Raw genomic sequence first — 255 nt, forward strand, 5'->3', positions numbered from 1 at the left:
TGATTGGTTTAGGCTATTCCGCTTTCGCTCGCCGCTACTGACGGAATCACTTTTGTTTTCTCTTCCTGAGGGTACTTAGATGTTTCAGTTCCCCTCGTCTGTCTCTTCACACCCTATGTATTCAGGTGTGAGTGACTGGCTATTACACCAGCCGGGTTTCCCCATTCGGACATCCCCGGATCAAAGCTTGCTTACAGCTCCCCGAAGCATTTCGTTGTTCGCCACGTCCTTCATCGACTCCTAGCGCCTAGGCAT

The 255-nt window shown here is 51.0% G+C and carries 1 rRNA gene; it reads right to left on the reverse strand.

What is annotated here, in order from left to right:
* Nucleotides 1–255: ribosomal RNA gene (locus AB4Y43_RS40640) — 23S ribosomal RNA — on the reverse strand; the annotation flags it as partial.

Origin of the sequence: Paraburkholderia sp. BR10872 (assembly GCF_040965835.1) — a bacterium.
Taxonomy (GTDB): Bacteria; Pseudomonadota; Gammaproteobacteria; order Burkholderiales; family Burkholderiaceae; genus Paraburkholderia; species Paraburkholderia nodosa_A.